This window comes from Paraburkholderia sp. MM5496-R1 (assembly GCF_050436205.1).
GTDB classification, from domain to species: Bacteria; Pseudomonadota; Gammaproteobacteria; order Burkholderiales; family Burkholderiaceae; genus Paraburkholderia; species Paraburkholderia tuberum.
The window spans coordinates 1,184,252-1,202,306 of the sequence record NZ_JBNDLT010000002.1 but is presented as its reverse complement, the minus strand read 5'-3'; the positions used below and the strand labels follow the sequence as shown (position 1 = coordinate 1,202,306).

The window sequence follows — 18,055 nt, the reverse complement described above, 5'->3', positions numbered from 1 at the left end:
GCCGGTCGTGAGCCGGCTTGTTGCGCTGCCTGGGCGTCGTGTCTGCATCGCCCGTTACGCGCCGTGCAACTGAAGCTCGCGCGATTCGAAGCGCTGCGCGAGTTCCTCGGACGGCAGCGCCTTGCAAACGAGCCAGCCCTGAATGTGATCGCAGCCCATCTCGGTGAGCAACGCGCGTTGCGCTTCCGTTTCGACGCCCTCGGCTACCAGTTCGAGGTCGAGCGTCTGCGCAAGGCCGACGACAGCGCTAACGATTGCCTGATCGTTTCGCGAGGTTAGCAGATTCTCCACGAAACTCCGGTCGATCTTCAGCTTCGCGAGCGGAAAACGCTGCAGGTACGCGAGGCTCGAATAGCCGGTGCCGAAGTCGTCGACGGCGAAGCGGATGCCCATCGCGGTCAGCTCTTCGAGCAAGCCTTTCGCGTGCGCCGGATCGTGCATCAGCAGACTTTCGGTGATCTCGAAGACGAGGCGGCGCGGATCGATGCCGGTCAACTCGATCGCCTCGCGCACCGAGTCCTTGAAGCGCGGATCGCGAAACTGCTGCGGCGACACGTTGACGGCCACGTACTGTAGCGAGATGCCCTTCGCGTCCCACTGGATCAGTTGCATGCACGCGACCTTCAGCACCCAGTTGCCGAGAAAGTTGATGAGCCCGATCGACTCCGCGAGCGGAATGAACATCGACGGCGGCACGAGGCCATGCACCGGATGCGTCCAGCGAATCAACGCCTCGACACCGACCACGCCCCGCGTGCGGCTGCTCGTGATCGGCTGGAAGTGTAGGGAAAACTCGCCGTTGCGTACGCCGTCGTAGAGGTCGGCCTCGAGCTTGAGGCGCTCGGCGTCGGCCGGGTTGTCGTCGGGTACGTAGAACGCCAGCGTGTTGCCGCCCGCGGCCTTCGCCTGCAACAGCGCGTGGTCGGCCCAGCGCAGCAGGTGCGTGTCGTGGCCGCCGGTGTCGTTGGCGTGGCGCACGTCCGGGTACAGCGCGATGCCGATGCTGGCCGACAGGTGCACCTGCTGACCCTTGAACACGTACGGCTGCTGGATCGCGGTCAACAGACGCCGCGCCAGCGCTTCGGCGGCCGCCGCCGCGTCGGTGCGGCTCGCGGCAGGCTTCACGAGGATCGCGAACTCGTCGCTGGCGACGCGCGCGATCGTTTCGTTCGGGCTCGTCATGTTCAACAGCCGCCGCGACGTGTCGCGCAGCATCTCGTCGCCGGCGTCGTAGCCGAGTGCGCGGTTCACGCGCTGATAGTCGTCGAGATCGAGCAGCAAGAGCGCGACCGGCGTGCCGTGCGCGTCGGCCTTCTGTTGCGCGTCGAGCAACGCGTGCAGCAAGCCCGACTGGTTCGGCAGGCTGGTCAGCCGGTCCAGATGCAGCGCCTGGGTCAGGCGCTCTTCGGTGGCGCGCCACGACGACACGTCGAAGCCGGCGATCGCGTAGCCGTCGACGCCGTCGTGGCTGCTGCGCACGACCCGCAGCTCGACCGTGATCGGATAGGTCAGCGACTTGACGAGCCCGAGCGTCGCTTTCTCGATGTTGCCCGAGGCCGCCGCGAGCTTGAGCAGCGCGTCGAGGCGCGGCACGTCGGCGGGCGCGACCAGATCGTGCAGCGTCGCGGTTTTCAGGTATTCGCGGTGATAGCCGATGAAGCGCAGGCTCGCGTCGGACACGTAGATGAAGCGCAGCGCATCGTCGACGTGCGCGAGCAGATCGACCGCGCCGACCACCTGTTCCAGTGGGGGCGGGCGGTTCGCGCTGCTCGGCTGGTCGTCGTCCTCGCGCCGGCCGAACGCCCACAGCCGGTCGATGACCGTGCGCAAGGAGCCCCGGCGGGGCGCGGTGATCGTGTTCGCTTCCATGTTTGTCGCTGGCAACCTGGGTTCGTCCGCAGGCGGGGCTGCTTGTCCGCCGCTCCGGGCGGCCAGGAGATAGCAGGCCGCCCCATCAGAACGAGATAACGACGCATGCGGGGAAATCTTTAGCGGCCCGTGGAGAAAAACATCTGGTAAGGAGAAGCCCGGCGCCGTCGCCGGGACGATTCGGTTAAAGTGACGTCGCCTCGCGGCCGTTAATACGGCGAATCCCCTTTATTTGGCGACGCTGATGACGTCGCGCTGCATAGACTTTCCGAACCTTGCACTGATGATCCATGTCCGAACGCCCCGTCGTCAGGTCCGCCAGAGCCCCACGGCCCGTCCCGCGGGACGTCGAGGTGCGTGATGTCCTCGCCGGCGCGTCGGCCGGCTATCGTGAGCACGGGGAGCTGGACGCTGCCCCACAGTACGTCTATGTCGGCCGCCAGCCGATTCTCGATCGCCATGGCGCGCTTCACGCCTACGAGCTGCTGTTCCGTGCCGGAACGTACAACTACGCCGAAATCAGCGACGACACGCAGGCCACCGCGCAGGTGGTCGCGCGCACGATCGGCGGAATCGGCGTACCCGCCGTGCTCGGCCAGCATCGCGGCTTCGTCAATATCGATCGCGCGCTGCTCTTTAGCGACATCGTCCATCTGATGCCGCCCGAGCGCTTCGTGCTCGAAATCCTCGAAACCGTGCGCTACGACGCCTCGCTCGCGCGTCGTCTCGGCGAGTTGCGCGGCGCCGGCTTCCAGGTCGCGCTCGACGACGTGCACGATCTGTCCGACGAGCTGAGCGCGATGCTGCCGTACGCCGACATCGTCAAGATCGATTTCGTGCAGACGCCGCGCCGCGCCGTCGCGCAGCTCGCGTCGACGCTGCGCGGCCACGGCAAGACGCTGCTCGCCGAGAAGGTCGAGACGCGCGAGGACTTCGCGCTCGCCCACGAGCTCGGTTTCGATCTGTTCCAGGGCTACTTCTTCGCGCGGCCGCAGGTGCTGGCCGCGCCGCGCAACCGCTCGCTGCGTCCGGGCCTGCTGCGGCTGCTCGCGCTGCTGTCGCGCGACGCCGGCATCGTCGAGCTCGAGGCGGAGCTGAAGGTCAATCCGGGCGTGGTCGTGCAACTGCTGCGGCTCGTCAATTCGAGTGCATTCGGCCTCGGGCGCAACATCGCGTCGCTGCGCGAGGCGATCATCGCGACCGGCACGCGGCAGATCGCACGCTGGGCGCAACTGCTGCTGTACTCGGACACCGGCGAGTTGCCGTGGCGCGCCGATCCGCTCGTGCAACTGGCGGCGACGCGCTCGCGCTTCATGGAACTCGCCGCGAACTGGCTGCGTCCGGCCGACGGCGAATTCGCCGACGCCGCGTTCATGACCGGGATTTTTTCGCTCGTGCACATCGTGCTCGACAGCACGCCTGACGCGGTGCTCGAGAAACTCGGCCTGGCGCCGCAGATTCGCGACGCGATCGTCGCGCGCAAGGGCGAACTGGGCGCGCTGCTGCTGATCGCCGAGGTCGCGGGCGAGGGCGGCGACGCGGCGCCGGTCGCGACGGCGGCGGGCTTACACGCGCTGACGCCCGACGTGCTGTCGGAGCTGAACCTGTCGGCGGCGGCGTGGTTCGGCGCGCACGTGGCGGAATTGGGCGTTTGATGCGTCGAGCTCGCGCGCCGCACCCTTTCGATTCGCTTGTGATCCGGGCGACGACCCACGCCGCGTGCGCATCCGTGGTCCAATAGAAAGTTCAGCGACGGCCTGTGACGTCGGCCGAAGCTGTCTCCGATGGACCCGATCAATTGCGTGCGCTCACGCGTGGAGGAGCAGATGAAGACAAAACACATACCGGCGGTACTGGCCGCCGTCATGGCGTTCGGATTCGCAATGCATTCGCCGCTCGCCTCGGCAACCCTGAAGCCCGGCGATACGGCGCCGATGTTTACCGCCGAGGCCTCGCTCGGCGGCAAGACCTACACGTATTCGCTCGCCGACGAACTGAAGAAGGGCCCGGTCGTGCTGTACTTCTATCCGGCCGCGTTCACGAAGGGCTGCACGATCGAGGCGCACGATTTCGCCGATGCGGTCGACCAATACAAGAAGTACGGCGCGACGGTGATCGGCGTGTCGCACGACAACATCGATACGCTGACGAAGTTTTCGGTCAGCGAATGCCGCAGCAAATTCCCGGTCGCGGCCGACGCCGACGCGAAGGTGATCAATGCGTACGACGCGGCCATGCCGTTCAAGGCCGGCATGGCGAATCGCGTGTCGTACGTGATCTCGCCCGACGGCAAGATCATCTACGAGTACACGAGCCTGTCGCCCGACAAGCATGTCGAGAACACGCTGAACGCGCTCAAGGAGTGGTCGGCCGCGCATAAGGCGCAGTGAGGGGCCGAACGCGCCGTCGCGTTTGCCCGCGCTAGCCGACTAAAACCATTTGCCGGATGAGCTTGCGATGCCGATTGTCGTTGCGTTGATTGCGCTGATCGCGCTGGGGTACGGCGCGGTGCGTGCCTTTTATGCGCTGCAGGCCGCTTTCGGGCTGGCGGTGGCGGAGGGTGTGGCTGTGCTGGTTGCGTTGCTGATCGCCGGTGCGCTCGCGTACTGGCGGCAGCGGCGCCGCGAAGTCGCGCCGAACGTGCGCGACGGTGACTGGACGCACGAATTGAAGGGCAGTTGGGGCTCGGTGCGGCTCGCGGCGGCCAAGCGGCTCTGCGAGATTCGCGTCGGCGACCAGCAAGGCGCGTATATCTTCGCCGATCTGCTCGGCGCCGAAGCACAGGACCGCGACGCACAGGCGCGGCTCGCGCTGAAGGTCAAGGACTCGCGGCACGGCGAGTGGCTCGTGCCGATGTCGAACGAGCGGGCGGCGCGCCGATGGCAGCGGATTTTCTCGCTGGCCATCGAGCAGAAGCTGTGAGCGCCACCTTCACTACGTCATGACGACGTCGGCGCCGCGCCACCCGCGCGGCGTGCCTTTCTCGCCTCCCAGCGCACGCGGATGCGATCCATGTACAGATAGACGACCGGCGTCGTATAGAGCGTCAGCATCTGGCTGACGATCAGCCCGCCGACGATCGAAATACCGAGCGGCGCGCGCATCTCCGCGCCTTCGCCGCTGCCGAACGCGAGCGGCAACGCGCCGAGCAGCGCGGCGAAGGTGGTCATCATGATCGGCCGGAAGCGCAGCAGACAGGCCTGGTAGATCGCGTCGCGCGACGACATTCCCTTGCGCGACGCGTCGATCGCGAAGTCCACCATCATGATCGCGTTCTTCTTCACGATGCCGATCAGCAGGATCACACCGATCAGCGCGATGATGCTGAACTCGGTCTTGAACAGCAGCAGCGCGAGCAACGCGCCCACGCCCGCGGACGGCAGCGTCGACAGGATCGTCAGCGGGTGGATATAGCTCTCGTACAGGATGCCGAGCACGATGTACACCGCCGCGAGCGCGGCGAGGATCAGGATCGGCTGGTCGGACATCGACTGCTGGAACGCCTGCGCGGTGCCCTGGAAGCTGCCGTGAATGGTGGCGGGCATGCCGATCTCGGCCATCGTGTCGTAGATCGTCTGCGTGGCGGTGGACAGCGACACGCCCGGGGGCAGGTTGAACGAGATCGTCGAGGCGACGAACTGGCTCTGGTGATTGACCGATAGCGGCGTGGTGCCCGGCCCGAAGCTCGCGATCGCCGACAGCGGCACCATCGTCTCCTTCGCGGTCGACACCGCCGAGCCCGACGACGCGCTCGACTTGCCGCTCGCCGCGATGGAGTTGATGGCCTGATTGCGCGCGGAGTCGGCTGCGATGCTGGCCGCGCTCGTCGCGGTGGTGGCGGCCATGCCGCCGGTTGCCGCGCTCGTCGTGGTCGACGTGCTGGTCGCTCTGGACGTCACGGTGCCGGCCGGCGCGTTGGTGGTCTGCGCGCCGCTCGCGCTGCCGCCCGACGTGCTGACGAAAATCTGCTTCAGCATCTCCGGGCTCTGCCAGTATTGCGGCGCGACTTCCATCACGACGTGATACTGGTTCAGCGGGTTGTAGATCGTCGACACCTGGCGCTGGCCGAACGCGTCATACAGCGTGTTGTCGATCTGCGCGGGCTTGATGCCGAGGCGCGATGCCGTGGCGCGGTCGATCGTCACCATCGCTTCGAGACCGCCTTGCTGCTGGTCGGAGTTCACGTCCGCGAGCTCCTTGCGTGCCTGCAGCGCCTCGGTGAGCTTCGGCCCCCACTTGTACAGATCGGGAGTCGAGTCGGCGAGCAGCGTGAACTGATACTGCGCGTTCGACTGCCGGCCGCCCACGCGAATGTCCTGCACCGCCTGCAGGAACGTGCGCGCGCCGGCCACGTCGCCGAGCGGCGCGCGCAGCTGCTGGATCACCTGGTCGGCGGAGAGTTTGCGCTCGCTTTTCGGCTTCAGCGACACGAACATGAAGCCCGAGTTGGTCTGCCGGCCGCCGGTAAAAGCCGACCACGCTGTCGACCGCGGGGTTCTTGCCGACGATCGCCATCATCTCCGAGAACTTGCCTTTCATCGCCTGGAACGACGTGCTCTGGTCGGCCTGGATGCCGCCGATCAGGCGCCCGGTGTCCTGCTGCGGGAAAAAGCCCTTCGGCACGATGATGTAGAGCGCGATGTTCAGCGCGATGGTCAGCAGCAGGACAAGGACGATCAGCAGCGGATGCCGCAGCGCCCAGCCGAGCGTGCGCTCGTAGCCGCGCTGCATCGATGAGAAACCGCGTTCGAGCCAGCGGCCGAAGCGGCTTTCCTGCTCTTTCTCGTGCGGCTCGCGCAGCAGGCGCGAGCACATCATCGGCGTGAGCGTCAGCGATACGACCAGCGACACCGCGATCGCGAGCGACAGCGTCAGCGCGAACTCGCGGAACAGCCGCCCGACGATGCCGCCCATCAGCAGGATCGGCAGGAACACGGCGACCAGCGAGATGCTGATCGACATCACCGTGAAGCCGACCTCGCGCGCGCCGATGAACGCGGCCTTCATGCGCGGCACGCCGTCTTCGATGTGGCGCGAGATGTTTTCGAGCACGACGATCGCGTCGTCGACGACGAAGCCGGTCGCGATGGTCAACGCCATCAGCGACAGATTGTCGATCGAGAAGCCCATCAAGTACATCGCGCCGAACGTGCCGACGATCGAGATCGGCACGGCCACGCTCGGAATCAGCGTGGCGCGCCAGTTGCGCAGGAACAGGAACACCACCATCACGACGAGCGTGACCGCGATCACGAGCGTGCGCTCGGTGTCCCTCAACGACGCGCGGATCGTCGTCGAGCGGTCCGAGGTCGGCGCGATGTCGACGTCGGCGGGCAGCGACGCGTGCAGTTGCGGCAGCATCGCCTTCACGCGGTCGACGGTCTCGATGATGTTCGCGCCCGGCTGCCGGTACAGGATCACGAGCACCGAGCGCTTGCCATTGAAGAGACCGAGGTTGCGCAGATCTTCGACCGAATCGACGACTTCGCCCATGTCGGAGAGTTTGACCGGCGCGCCGTTGCGATAGGCAATGACGAGGTCCTTGTATTGCGACGCCTTGCTCGCCTGGTCGTTGGTGTACAGCTGTACGCGGTTCTCGCCGAACTCGATCGAGCCCTTCGGGCTGTTCGCATTGGCCGCGGCGAGCGCCGCGCGCACGTCCTCGAGGCCGATGCCGTAATGCGACAGCGCGTGCGGCAGCAACTCGACGCGCACGGCCGGATTCGCCGAACCGCTGACATCCACTTCGCCAACCCCCTGCACCTGCGACAACGACTGCTGCAGCACCGTCGCGGCCGAATCGTAGAGCTGGCCCGCCGTCAGCGTGCTCGACGTCAGCGCGAGAATCAGGATCGGCGCGTCGGCCGGGTTGACCTTGTGGTAGGTCGGGTTGCTGCGCAGGCTCGCGGGCAGGTCGGCGCGCGCCGCGTTGATCGCCGCCTGCACGTCGCGCGCGGCGCCGTCGATGTTGCGGTTCAGGCCGAACTGCAGCGTGATGCGCGTCGAGCCGACCGAGCTCTGCGACGTCATCTCGGTGACGTCGGCGATCGAGCCGAGATGCCGCTCGAGCGGACTCGCGACGCTCGTCGCGACGGTCTCCGGGCTTGCGCCCGGCAGCGTCGCCTGCACCGAGATGGTCGGGAAGTCGACCTGCGGCAGCGGCGCGACCGGCAGCTTCGTGAACGCGAATACCCCCGACAACGCGATGCCGATCGCCAGCAGCGTGGTGGCGACCGGACGGGAGATAAACGGACGCGACAGGTTCATCGCTCAGTTCCCTGCATCGGTGGCGGGCGGCGTGGCGCTACCGGACGAATCGCCGCGGTTAAAGCGCTCGCGCAGCCGGCGGCCGAGCGAATCGAACGCGAGGTAGATCACCGGCGTCGTGAACAGGGTCAGCAGCTGGCTCACGATCAGGCCGCCGGCGATCGCGATACCGAGCGGCCGGCGCAGCTCCGAGCCCGCGCCGGTGCCGAGCATCAGCGGCAGCGCGCCGAGCAGCGCGGCGAGCGTGGTCATCAGGATCGGCCGGAAGCGCAGCAGACACGCCTGGTAGATCGCCTCGCGCGGCGGCTTGCCTTCCTCGCGCTCGGCATAGAGCGCGAAGTCGATCATCATGATCGCGTTCTTCTTCACGATACCGATCAGCAGCACGATGCCGATGATGCCGATGATGTCGAGATCGTGGCCGGTGATCAGCAGCGCGAGCAGCGCGCCGACGCCGGCCGACGGCAGCGTCGACAGAATCGTGATCGGATGGATGAAGCTCTCGTACAGCACGCCGAGCACGATGTACATCGTGACGATCGCCGCGAGGATCAGGAACAGCTCGTTGGCGAGCGACGCCTGGAACGCGAGCGCCGCGCCCTGGAAGCGCGTCTGGAACGACGCGGGCAGACCGACGTCCTTCTCGGCCTGCTGGATCGCCTTGACCGCCGCGCCGAGCGACGAACCCGGCGCGAGGTTGAACGACACCGTGGTGGCCGGGAACTGGCTCAGGTGCGTGACCAGCAGCGGCGCGGGTTGCTCGATGAACTTCGCGATCGACGACAGCGGCACCTGTCCGCCCGTCGACGTGGAAGAGGGCAGGTAGATCGAGTTCAGCGACGTGGTGTAGTGCTGCATCGTCGGCTGCGCTTCGAGAATCACGCGGTACTGGTTCGACTGCGTGAAGATCGTCGAAATGATGCGCTGGCCGAACGCGTCGTACAACGCGTTGTCGATCGTGGCCGGTGTGATGCCGAAGCGCGCGGCGGTCGCGCGGTCGATATCGATGAATACCGAGCGGCCGTTGTCCTGCAGATCGGTCGCGACGTCCGCGAGCTCGGGCGACTGCTTCAACCGGTCGACCAGCTTCGGCACCCACGTCGTGAATTCGCTGATGTTCGGATCGGTCAGCATGAACTGATACTGCGTCGGGCTGACGGTCGAGTCGATCGTCAGGTCCTGCACCGGCTGCATGTAGAGCGACGCGCCCGGAATATGCGCGACGTCTTTCTGCAACTGGCGGATCACCTCGCTCGCGGTATTGCTGCGGTCGTCGCGCGGCTTCAGGTTGATCAGCATGCGGCCGCTGTTCAGCGTGATGTTGCTGCCGTCCACGCCGATGAACGAGGTCAGGCTTTCGACGTCCGGGTTCTTCAGGATCTGGTCGGCGAGCGCCTGCTGACGCTCGGCCATCGATGCGAACGACACCGACTGCGGCATCTGCGTGATCGCCTGGATCACACCGGTGTCCTGCACCGGGAAGAAGCCCTTCGGCACGAACACGTACAGCAGGCCGGTCAGCACCAGCGTGAGCACCGCGACGACCAGCGTGGAGCGCTGACGGTTCAGCACCCACGTGAGCGCGACCGCGTAGCGCGCGATCACCCAGTCGATGAAGCGGTGCGCCTTCGCCTCGAAACGGTGACTGTCGTGCGGCGGCGTGTGGCGCAACAGCTTCGCGCACATCATCGGCACGAGCGTCAGCGAGACGACCGCGGAGATGACGATCGTCACCGCGAGCGTGATCGCGAATTCGTGGAACAGGCGCCCGACCACGTCGCCCATGAAGAGCAGCGGAATCAGCACCGCGATCAGCGAGACCGTCAGCGAAATGATCGTGAAGCCGATCTGCTTCGAGCCCTTCAGCGCGGCTTCGAGCGCCGTGTCGCCTTCCTCGACGTAGCGCGCGATGTTCTCGATCATCACGATCGCGTCGTCGACGACGAAGCCGGTGGCGATGGTCAGCGCCATCAGCGACAGGTTGTCGAGCGAGAAGCCGCACAGATACATCACCGCGAGCGTGCCGATCAGCGACAGCGGCACCGACAGGCTCGGAATGATCGTCGCGTAGATGTTGGCGAGGAACAGGTACATCACCAGCACGACCAGCACGACCGACATCGCCAGTTCGAACTGCACGTCGCGCACCGACGCGCGGATCGTCGTGGTGCGGTCGGTGACGACCTCGACGTCGAGCGCGGCGGGCAGCGACTGCTGCAACTGCGGCAGCAGCGCCTTGATGCTGTCGACCACCTGGATCACGTTCGCGCCTGGCTGGCGCTGCACGTTCAGGATGATCGCGGGCGTGTTGTCGACCCACGCGCCGAGCTTCGTATTCTCCGGTCCCGCCACGATGCTCGCGACGTCGGTCAGCATCACCGGACGGCCGCTCTTGTACGCGACCACGGCGCTCTTGTATTCGTCGGCGTCGGTCAACTGGTCGTTCGAGTTGATCGTGTAGTTGCGCGTCGGACCGTCGAAATTGCCCTTCGGCGTGTTGACGTTCAGGTTCGAGACGGTGGTGCGCAGGTCGTCGAGATTCAGGCCGTACGCGGCGAGCGCGCGCGGGTTCGCCTGAATGCGGATCGCCGGGCGCTGGCCGCCCGACAGGCTCACGAGACCCACCCCGGCGACCTGCGAAATCTTCTGCGCGAGACGCGTGTCGGCGAGATCCTGCACCTGCGTGAGCGGCAGTGTCTTCGACGTGATCGCGAGCGTGATGATCGGCGCGTCGGCCGGGTTGACCTTCGCGTAGATCGGTGGCGCGGGCAGGTCGGACGGCAGCAGGTTGCCCGCTGCGTTGATCGCCGCCTGGACCTCCTGCTCGGCGATGTCGAGCGGCAGGTCGAGGCTGAACTGCAGCGTGATGATCGACGAGCCGGCCGAGCTTTGCGACGACATCTGGTTCAGCGACGGCATCTGCCCGAACTGCCTCTCGAGCGGCGCCGTCACGGACGACGTCATCACGTCCGGGCTCGCGCCCGGATAGAAGGTCTGCACCTGGATCGTCGGATAGTCGACCTCGGGCAGCGCGGACAGCGGCAGAAAGCGCAGCGCGACGAGGCCGACCAGCATGATCGCCGCCATCAGCAGCGCGGTGCCGACAGGACGCAGAATAAAAGCGCGGGATGGATTCATGCGGTAAGTGCCGTGCCTTTACTTTATTGCGATGCTTGCGCCGCGTGCCGGCCGCGATGCGCGTGCGCGTGCGCGCCGGATGCGGCCGATGCGCCGGACGCGCCACGCGGCCGCTCGGCCGGAATCGTGATCTTCGCGCCTTCGCGCAGCCGGTCCGAACCGTCGATCACGACGCGCTCGCCGACCGCGAGGCCCGACTGGATGCTGGTGCGCTCGCCGTCGACCGGGCCGACCTTGACCTGGCGCACGGTGACCGTGTTGTCGGGCCTCACGACGTACACGAAGGTACCCATCGAGCCGTTGAGCACCGCCGAGGTCGGCACGATCACCGCGTTCCTGATCGTATCGACGAGCAGGCGAGTGTTGACGAACTGGTTCGGGAACAGGCCGTTGTCCTTGTTCTCGAAGATCGCGCGCAGTTTGATCGTGCCGGTGGTCGTGTCGATCTGATTGTCCATCGTCTTTAGCGAGCCGACTTCGAGCGGATGCGTGTTGCTGCGGTCGTACGCGGTGGCCGACAGCGACTCGCCGTTCTGCATGTGCTGGATGATCTGCTGCAGATTGTCTTCGGAAGTCGTGAACACCACGCTGATCGGATCGAGCTGCGTAATCACGACGATGCCGTTGGTGAGGCCCGAGGTCACGTAGTTGCCCGGGTCGACCTGACGCAGACCGACGCGTCCCGACACCGGCGCGGTGATGCGCGCGTACACGAGGTCGAGCTTGAAGCTGTCGACGTTGGCCTGGTCGGACTTCACCGTGCCTTCGTATTGCCGCACCAGCGACGCCTGCGTGTCGACCTGCTGGCTCGCGATCGAGTCCTGCGCGAGCAGCGTCTGATAGCGCTTCAGATCGAGACGCGCGGTGGCGAGCAGCGCCTCGTCGCGCACCAGCGTGCCCTCGGCGTTGCGCAGCGAAATTTCGTACGGGCGCGGGTCGATCTGGGCCAGTACGTCGCCCTTCTTGACCATCTGGCCTTCCTTGAAATAGACGTCCTGCAGCACGCCGCTCAGTTGCGGCAGCACGGTGACGGTGGCGAGCGGCGTGACCGTGCCGAGCGCGGTCAGCACGACCGGCATCTCGCCCTGCGTCGCGGCGGCGACGTGCACCGGCTGCGCCATGTTGGCCATCGCGTTCGGACCGCCGCGGCCGAAGCGGCCGCTGCGCGCGCCGCTCGCCGCCCCCGGCGCGCTCGCACCGCTGCCGGGCCCGCCCCACGGATGCCAGCGCCACAGCACGACGCCGAACACGACCAGCGCCGCGACGATCAGCGCGACGGTGCGGCCGCGGTGGCGTTTCACCGCGCCGGGCGCGCTCGATTGCGCGCCGTTCGCGGACGGCTGGGGAGCGGCAGGGCGTTCGGTTTCCGGGTGCTTTTGTTGTTCGTCCATTGGTTCGGTCGGGTGGCTGGCTTGATGATGTGAGCCGCCGATGCGGTCGCCGCCATCGAAGGGCGGTGGGCCGGCACATGGGCGGCATGTCAGGCGGTCGTGGCGGCGGGCGCCGCGCAATGTTCAGCGCGATGCTACCCGAGGCGCGGGACAGGGATGTTAACGCAATGCGGAATCATCACGGCTGGACGCGGCCGGTTCGACGAGGCTCACGGCTCGCGGCGCGCGGTCCCGCAACGGGATGCGTGATCGTACGTTGCGGCGTCTGTAACAGTCCAGCCGCGTATTTTTCGGTTGATTACGAAGGTTACAGCATGTCGGCGCATCGTCGGGCGAGGGCGGGCCGCCGTCGCCACTCTCGCAGATCACGGGCGGCTGGCGCCGCGTTCGATCCGCGCGGGGCGCCGTTTGGCGCCCGTTGCCGCCGACGGCTTATTCGTCGAGCCGGCGCCCCGGCGTGCCGCCGATCTCCAGGACGATCTTGTCGATGCATTCGAGCAGCGCGGGCGCGGCGCGCGCGATCAGCCAGTCGCGCGGACATTGGTCGGCCGAGCCGCCGCAATTGACTGCGTAGCGCTCGCCCGACGGCCCGACGAAGCCGAGCGCGATCGCGTTCAGCCCGTTGTACCACTCGCCGGTGGCGATTGCGAAGCCGCGCTCGAGGGTGTCCTGGATCGCGCTTGCGAGACGGCTGCCGATATAGCCCCAATCGTCACCTTCGGCCGTCTGCAGGCCGACCAGCAGACGGTCGCGGTCCGGTTGCGCGAGCGCCGCGAGGTACGCCCGGCCGACGGCGGTGCGCGTCAAGCTCATGCGCGAGCCGATTTCGAGTCGCGACACGAGCACCGCCGAACGCGGCCGGATCGCGTCGATGACGACCATGTCGTAGCGGTCGCGCACCGCCAGATGCACCGACAACGCGGTGCGTTCCGCGAGTTCGATCAGAAACGGCCGCGCGCGCGAGCGGATGTCGAAGTTGCGCAGAAAGCCGTTGCTCAGTTCGAGCACCGACGAAGTCAGCACGAAGCGCTCGCTGTCGGGTAGTCGCAGCAGAAAACCTGTGCCCACGAGCGTCGCGGTGATGCGCGACACGGTGGGCTTCGGGATGCCGGTCAACTCGGCGAGTTCGCGATTGCTGAGTGGTGCGTGTGCGGCGGCGACGGCGCGCAGTACGGTCAGGCCGCGCGCGAGCGCGGTGACTTCATCGCCCGGGCCGTCTCGGTCTTTGCTGGCGGTGACCTTGGCGGCGACGGGTTGGTTGGGAGTGGATCGGTTCATGCGTTTTTTTGGAACAGCATTTCAAATTGTTCGTGCGACAACCTGTTGATGGCCGCTCACAGAGGCAGGGACATCTCCAAACCGGGGCACCCATTCATGCATTTTTAAGAAAAATCATTGTATCGGAAGAAATTGCCGATCGATGGCCGACTACATCTTTTTGCTTGACTTAGTCAGCATAACCATAAAAAATGGAACCGCATTTCGAAAGTCGCTTGTCTCCGCTGCATTTTGGTGCGCGCGAGCGGAAAAATCCCGAAATCCAGGATCGATTGCCCGTCCAATGCGCTTGCGCCTTTCGAATGACCTTCTCTCAGGTTCTAGCACGGCCCTCGGAATGGCTAGAACTTTTTAAGGCGTCACGGCAACGTGACGCTTTTTTTTTGTTGTTACGGGTGCACAACAAAGTTTGCGGGAAGTGAGGGAGAGCGGTCCAGATGCAACAAAGTCTGCGGCGACGCGTATTCTTATTGTGCAATGCGCCAATTTTAATGGTCACAGATTGGAGCTCTGCCTCGGCGATGCAAACCGGAGCACTTTGTCTCAACGCCGAGATTCACGAGCGCGAATGCGGATTTCCACGAGTGGTTCAACCAAGTCATACGCTTGGGGCGACTCAATTGCGCTATCGCGCAATTGCTTGAGAACTCCAGAGGTAAAGGTCCGTGCAGAGGTGGCGGTTCGTGTCGCTGCCTTCAGGGTCAGCCATCCGTAAGTGACGGCATAGTCATCGGGGCTGCGAAGTATCTCGGATTTTATCCAAGACTGCCCTAACGCAGTCCAATTGGGACGGTGGCGATGCGCGCGAGCGGCATTTTGGAGTGACAAAAGTTTGCCACCGAGCTCAGAATCATCTCCTGTACTATTTCCAATAAGCGCTTCGATGTCATCCCAGAATCCCGCTGGGAGTTCCGGTTCTACATCGTCGTCCATATAGTTTCCATTAATTTTTGACGCGGCGAAAGCGGCGCGGAGGAACGCGTTCGCGTGGCCTTGTGTAGTTGCGAGAAGAATATCTCGATGGGGAAAGAGGTTGCCGCACGGCCAAGTATGGGCATAGTCGTCCCATTCTTGACCACTGACGGGATACGACTCGTTGAACAGCGCTGAAGCATCGATCGGGAATCCATACTCGGTTGATTTGAGTGCATTGAGCAAACCATCGCACAGCTCGGCAACTCGTTCCGGGGCGAAACTGCAGGCGGCCGCAAGTGCTGCATGAACAACGCGCGCGCTATTTTCGCCGTCGAGCGTAGTGCCGCTCAGAATTGCATCGTAGCCAGATAAATCGGGAGCATCAGCAGAGCCAACTGCGATATCGCACCGCGCGAGGTCGATATTCAGAAGTAGGTTCTGTGATGGGCGTGCGCTCTGACGCTCTCTCTTTTCCAGTTGGCGGAGGTAATCGATTGCCTCGTCGAATTTTCGCACTTCAGCAGCCACACAAGCAGATTCCCATTGGAACCTCGGGATTAGGTCGCTACTGTTCCAACCGCGCAACAATGCGTATCGTTCCTCTGCCGGAGAGTCGGAGCGTCGCAACTCGTTAAGAACTTCTAGGCGAATGCGCTGACTGGTCGGGTGAAGAGAAAGCAGCCTCTCGATTTCTCGGCGCCTCTGTTCGCGATTTTCAGCGTCTCCAGGCCACAAACCACGTCCGCGTGCCTCGTCAGCCAAAAGCGGTACGGAATCAGTCGTCGTAACGGCCTTAAGGCGCGGCCAAATCGCCTCCATGTGTGCACTACGATTTTTGTCACCATAGCGAGTACGAATCAACTCGCTCAGAAGGCCTACACCATCTGCGTCAAGTTCTTCGCCAAGCGACATGAGGCGATTGAATGCCTCTTCGTCGTGGCCAAGCATCCATTCACAGTACGCTACCTTCGATGCGATCCTCGGCTCAGATGCATCGAGCTTGTAATAACCCAAGGCAGCCTGTTCATACTGATGTTCTACCGGGCGGCGATGCACAGCCTCTTCGGCTACATCGACCTACGGCTTATGCGGTGGGCTCGACGAAAGTACAGGAGGCTGCGGCAGCGCAAGCGATGTAGTGCGGAATGGCTACGCAAGATGAATTTCGCCCACCCCAGGTTGTTTGTCCACTGGCGTGTCGTAGGGGTATCGGTTGGATAACGGGAGCCGAATGAGTCGAGAGGCTCACATTCGGTTCTGCGAGAGGCTCGGGGTGCAACTCCCCGGGTCTACTCACCTCATCACAGCAACGAACGGACGCTCGTCGTGAACGCACACTAGAGGAAACTGCTCAAGCCACGATTGGCACGGCGCGCTCGACCTTGGAAGGGGGTCTCAGCCAGCCACGATGATCCCGCCGGTCTCGGGTGGGCATCCTTTTGTTTTCGGAGTGTCCTATATTCGCGGCAGGTGATCCCGATCACCAACCTCGCTGCCGCGGCGGGCCGTCCGGGCCGGTTGCGGAACGCGCACGCTGCCCATTACTGAGTTCTCACGCTTGACCCCGGGCTTCGCTTTCGCGGTGCCGACCCTGTGAATCGATTGACGTTTTAAGTTTCGCTTAAGTTTCGATCTCTACGGTTACCCCTCCGAAGACACGGTCGCCCCGAAGGCATGCGGACAGATGTTAGGCAAGCGCACCGACAGCGGTATCCGAACAAGCCCGAGCTTCGCGACGCGTGCGTAGCGCGAATGAGCGTGGCGGGCCTGGCCATGCAAAGTTGGCATCGGGTCCGGCCTCTCTTCATTCGTGACGGCACGCGAGCCGAGTCGCCGTCGTTCAATATCACCGCTTCCCGCCGTTCCTTCATGAGTTTTCCCACATTCGAAGTGCCGGCAGCACGCACCGGCAAACTCCTTTTTTTCCGTTCGACCCCTTGCGTCCACGCGACGGATGCGCCGGCGCTTTGCTCGTCGCCACTCCCGCTGCCACGGACCGGGCGCGCCCGGCTCGCGCAGCAGGCAATACGTCCGGCAGATGTTTCGTGAGCGTCGGGACATGCGTGCGTGCATCCTGATCCTGGTTTTGTTCTCCTTATTCGCCGGTCCGGCGATGGCGCGCGCCCGTCATATCAAACGCGTCGTGGCGAAACCCGCGGTGCTCGCGCGCGCTGCGATGGTCGTCGATCTGACGACCGGGCGCGCGCTGTATATGAAGCATGCGGATCAGCGCCTCCCGATTGCGTCGTTGACCAAACTTGTGACCGCAATGGTGGTGATCGACTCGAAACGCTCGCTGGTCAAGCCGTCACGCATCACGGACGCCGATGTCGACCGCTTGAAGTGGTCGCGCTCGCGCCTGCCGGTCGGCTCGCTGCTGCTGCGTCGAACGATGCTGCATATCGCGCTGATGTCGTCGGAGAATCGCGCGGCATTTGCGCTGAGCCGTGATTATTCGGGCGGACGTGCCGGCTTTGTCAAAGCGATGAATCTCAAGGCGCGGCGTCTGCATATGACTCACAGCCATTTCGTCGATCCGACCGGACTGTCGCCGCAGAACGTATCGAGCGCGCGCGATCTGGTGAAACTCGCAAGCGCCGCGTACCGGTATCCGAAGATACAAGCGTATTCGACGTCCCATAGGCAAGTCGTTCTTGGCGGCGACGGCCCGCTGATGTATCACAACACCGATCCGCTCGTGCATCGCGCGTCATGGCACGTTGCGCTGCAGAAAACAGGCTTTACGAACGAGGCCGGTCATTGCGTGATCGTGATGACGCCGGTGAGCGGACACATGATGGTGATCGTGCTGCTCGGCGCTCCGAATCCGCACGCGCACTTTCAGGACGCGATCGAGCTGCGGCGCTGGATCCGAACCATGCGCCACCGCTGAGCGCGCAACGCGCTGGGGCGTTGCGTCCGTCGCCGAGGTTGCGTTTCGCAACGCCCACCGTTGACTGATTTGCGCGGTTTTGCGCGGGCGGCCTCAAAGCTCGGGTCGGCGATCGAACCGTTATTCCAGCGGTGTGTCAATGAAACAAGTTTCGCGAGCTAGCGACGGCAGGTGGATTTTGCCGCACGCCCGGATTGCGATGTTGTTGAAGGATCGAACGCTGGTCGCTGACTATGTTAGGTGCCTGACGTTCGCAGCTTCGCGGTATCCGAATCTTCGATCGACCACGTGACGTTATCGGCTT

9 protein-coding genes and 1 pseudogene are annotated in these 18,055 nt (G+C 64.6%); 4 read left to right on the top strand and 6 right to left on the bottom strand.

Annotated elements, in window-relative coordinates; all coding sequences use genetic code 11:
- Window positions 1-54 precede the first annotated feature (54 nt).
- Window positions 55-1,869: a putative bifunctional diguanylate cyclase/phosphodiesterase gene (locus tag OKW38_RS12400; protein WP_090804014.1), complete on the bottom strand. Its 1,815-nt coding sequence runs from the start codon at window positions 1,867-1,869 to the stop codon at window positions 55-57.
- Window positions 1,870-2,222: 353 nt separating this feature from the next.
- Between OKW38_RS12400 and OKW38_RS12395 the strand changes: the two genes are divergently transcribed.
- The 3 genes from OKW38_RS12395 (at window position 2,223) to OKW38_RS12385 (ending at window position 4,791) form a co-directional block, all read left to right on the top strand.
- Window positions 2,223-3,524, top strand: a complete 1,302-nt coding sequence (locus OKW38_RS12395) for an EAL and HDOD domain-containing protein (RefSeq protein WP_429361708.1) — start codon at window positions 2,223-2,225, stop codon at window positions 3,522-3,524.
- A 171-nt stretch (window positions 3,525-3,695) separates the two neighbouring features.
- A complete protein-coding gene (locus OKW38_RS12390; protein ID WP_090805681.1) occupies window positions 3,696-4,259 on the top strand; it encodes a peroxiredoxin in 564 nt (187 codons plus the stop codon).
- A 67-nt stretch (window positions 4,260-4,326) separates the two neighbouring features.
- Entirely contained in the window at window positions 4,327-4,791 is a 465-nt protein-coding gene (locus OKW38_RS12385) for a hypothetical protein (RefSeq protein ID WP_429361706.1), read from the top strand.
- A 17-nt stretch (window positions 4,792-4,808) separates the two neighbouring features.
- On the opposite strand, the pseudogene OKW38_RS12380 reads toward OKW38_RS12385, so the two are convergent.
- From OKW38_RS12380 to OKW38_RS12360, 5 genes and pseudogenes are all read right to left on the bottom strand, one after another.
- A pseudogene (locus tag OKW38_RS12380) lies at window positions 4,809-8,136 on the bottom strand (efflux RND transporter permease subunit).
- Window positions 8,137-8,139: 3 nt separating this feature from the next.
- Window positions 8,140-11,274: an MdtB/MuxB family multidrug efflux RND transporter permease subunit gene (locus OKW38_RS12375; RefSeq protein ID WP_429361704.1), complete on the bottom strand. Its 3,135-nt coding sequence runs from the start codon at window positions 11,272-11,274 to the stop codon at window positions 8,140-8,142.
- 23 nt (window positions 11,275-11,297) lie between these two features.
- Complete coding sequence (locus OKW38_RS12370) at window positions 11,298-12,665, bottom strand: MdtA/MuxA family multidrug efflux RND transporter periplasmic adaptor subunit (RefSeq protein ID WP_429361702.1); 1,368 nt, start codon at window positions 12,663-12,665, stop codon at window positions 11,298-11,300.
- A 432-nt stretch (window positions 12,666-13,097) separates the two neighbouring features.
- On the bottom strand, window positions 13,098-13,943 hold the full coding sequence (locus tag OKW38_RS12365; RefSeq protein WP_090804023.1) for an IclR family transcriptional regulator: 846 nt from the start codon (window positions 13,941-13,943) through the stop codon (window positions 13,098-13,100).
- 543 nt (window positions 13,944-14,486) lie between these two features.
- Entirely contained in the window at window positions 14,487-15,872 is a 1,386-nt protein-coding gene (locus OKW38_RS12360) for a hypothetical protein (RefSeq protein WP_429361700.1), read from the bottom strand.
- A gap of 1,129 nt (window positions 15,873-17,001) precedes the next feature.
- Here OKW38_RS12360 and OKW38_RS12355 point away from each other — a divergent pair.
- On the top strand, window positions 17,002-17,751 hold the full coding sequence (locus tag OKW38_RS12355) for a peptidase S11 (protein ID WP_429361698.1): 750 nt from the start codon (window positions 17,002-17,004) through the stop codon (window positions 17,749-17,751).
- Window positions 17,752-18,055 lie beyond the last annotated feature (304 nt).